Raw genomic sequence first — 2738 nt, 5'->3', positions numbered from 1 at the left:
GCACACGTCTGATAGAGGCAAACCCTCTCGTGGAGGAGAGCCGCGGACAGGTAGCCGTGCAGCGCGGACCTATAGTATACTGTCTTGAGAGCAACGACCTGGGCGGTGCGCGAATCGACGATATCGCCATTCCGCTCAACGCCAAGTTCACTCCCGTTGACATGACCATCGACGGCAGCCGCGTGAAGGCACTTGAGGCAGAAGTGATAAACCGCAGCGAGCCATCATGGAAGGGACAGCTCTATCGCGAGGCAACGGCAAAGAAGCATACACAGACCGTGCGCTTCATCCCATACTATGCCTGGGGCAACAGAGGAAAGAGCGAGATGACAGTATGGATTCCGGCATCGCTGGATTGAGTAATCTGTCTTGATATGTCAAAACTGCTGACTTCCAGCCCCCACCTAACCTCCCCCGTAGGGGAGGGACTGATACCTTAGGACTGGTTACTTTTACCTCTGGCACGATTTGAGTTTAACCTAAATAGGTCCTCCATAAACGGAGTAACAAACAATAAAAAAATGAATATCAGATTAATAGCCGTAATCCTTTCGGCAATCATCAGTAATATAGCCTTCGCCACCGACATTGTGGTGAAGCCAGGACCCTACGCCATAGAGCAGGCACTGCAGCAGGCAAGAGAGGCGCGCCGCATGGAGGGAGCCAAAGACGTGACCATCCGCCTCCAGGCAGGCACCTACCGGTTGAACCAGACCGTCACGGTGAGGCCCGAAGACAGCGGCACACGCATCATAGCCGACGGCAATGCTGTGGTGAGCGGCGGAGTGCAGATAAAGGGATGGAAGAAGCAGGGCAAGGCATACGTAGCCGACGTGCCCGAGTTTAACGGCCGTCCGCTGGAGTTCCGCCAGTTGTGGATAAACGGCAGGAAGGCAGTGAGAGCCAGAGATGTGAGCGACTTCGAGAACATGTATCGCATCAGAAGCATCGACAAGAAGAACGAGACACTCTATGTTCCGGCGGATGCCGTCAGAAAGATACTCCATGCCCGTCATGCCGAGATGGTGATACACGAGATGTGGTGTGTGGCAAACCTGCGCATCAAGAGCGTCAGAATACAAGGCGACAGCGCCGCCGTCACCTTCCACCAACCCGAGAGCCACATCCATTTCATGCACCCCTGGCCATCGCCGATGGTGACAACCGACGGCCACAACTCCGCCTTCTATCTCACCAACGACAAGGCGCTGCTCGACACTCCCGGAGAGTGGTATCTCGATGCCAGGGAACAGAAAGTATACTATATCCCGCTCAAGGGCGAGAATATGGCTACGGCAGATGTTGAGGCTCCAGCCGTGGAGACCCTGCTCCGCGTATGCGGCACACCCGACAATCCCGTGCGTGGCGTCACCTTCGAAGGCGTCACATTCAGCCATGCCACATGGATGAGACCATCCGTCAGCGGTCATGCCCCGCTCCAGGCAGGCATGTATATGACTGAGGCATATAAGCTGAGACCAAAGATGATACGCCCCAACGGCGACCATAAGCTCGACAACCAGGGATGGGTAGGCCGTCCGGCGGCAGCCGTCAGCGTGGACTGTGCCGAAGACGTGGACTTCCTCCGCTGCACCTTCGAGCATTGCGCCTCTACGGGAGTGGAATTCCATGAATATACCAAGGGCGGAAACATCAGCCACTGCACCGTCCGAGACATCGGCGGCAACGGCATATTGGCAGGCAGCTTCGGTCCCGACACCCATGAGGCACATCTGCCATACAATCCTTCAGACTCGCGCATTATCTGCACCGGACTGACAATCGACAACAACCTCATCACCGACGTGACCAACGAGGACTGGGGATGCGTGGGAATCGGAGCCGGATTCGTGCGCGACATCAGAATCCTGCACAACGAGATTTCCGAAATCTCATACACCGGCATCAGTATGGGGTGGGGATGGAACCAGCAGCCGTGCTCCATGGCAAACAATCTCATCAGCGGCAACCTCATCCACCACTACGCCAAGCACATGTACGACACGGCAGGCATCTACACCCTCGGTTCGCAGCCCCACACGCTGATAGAGGGCAATGTGGTGAGAGACATCTATACTCCCGGCTATGCCCACGATCCCAACCACTGGTTCTATCTCTACACCGACGAGGGATCATCCTGCATCACCGTGAGGAACAACTGGACTCCGGCAGAGAAATTCCTCAAGAATGCCAACGGCCCGTGCAACACATGGGAAAACAACGGTCCTGCCGTTGCCGACAGCATCAAGGCGAAAGCTGGAATCCAGAAGCAATGACGCCCCGACGGACAGATTGCTTTTCTGCCATAGCGTCAGCAGACTACAGTCCTGCTGCCGTCCGGCGTCAGACATGGATAAAGACAATCCAAACATTCTTCATAATAACCTGTTAGTTTTTGCCGTGAGGCAATAATGTATCATGGGGGCCCTCACATTGCGTGGGGGCCTTTTGTTTGCTGTAGTGTTTCGTTGATTGCCAGACATTCATTCAAGTCGTAATTTTCCCCCACAGCGTGGGGAACGAATCCCCCTAATGTGGGGTTTCATTCCCCACGCTGTGGGGAATTTTCGTAGTGTATCTGTCTGTATATGTTCTGCGAAATTGTTCAGGATGTATAGAATCAAGTGATGATGGAATAATTGACGGAGGTCGTCTGGCCTCCCAAAGAAAACGACCAGGTTACCGTAATGCTGCAATCCGGATATTCCAATAATCCCAAATCGGTCATTAGGGCTTGC

1 protein-coding gene and 1 pseudogene are annotated in these 2738 nt (G+C 54.5%); both read left to right on the top strand.

Annotation, left to right across the window (positions count from 1 at the left end; translation table 11 throughout):
- Positions 1–359: pseudogene (locus QVO99_RS06475) on the top strand (glycoside hydrolase family 127 protein); the annotation flags it as partial.
- Between the two features lie 162 nt (positions 360–521).
- Positions 522–2276, top strand: a complete 1755-nt coding sequence (locus QVO99_RS06470) for a right-handed parallel beta-helix repeat-containing protein (RefSeq protein ID WP_022316791.1) — start codon at positions 522–524, stop codon at positions 2274–2276.
- The last annotated feature ends 462 nt before the right edge of the window (positions 2277–2738 follow it).

The organism is Prevotella sp. CAG:592 (assembly GCF_000436015.1).
Taxonomy (GTDB): Bacteria; Bacteroidota; Bacteroidia; order Bacteroidales; family Bacteroidaceae; genus Prevotella; species Prevotella pectinovora.
The sequence above is the reverse complement of the archived record's forward strand: the minus strand, read 5'-3'. Positions and strand labels throughout refer to the sequence as shown.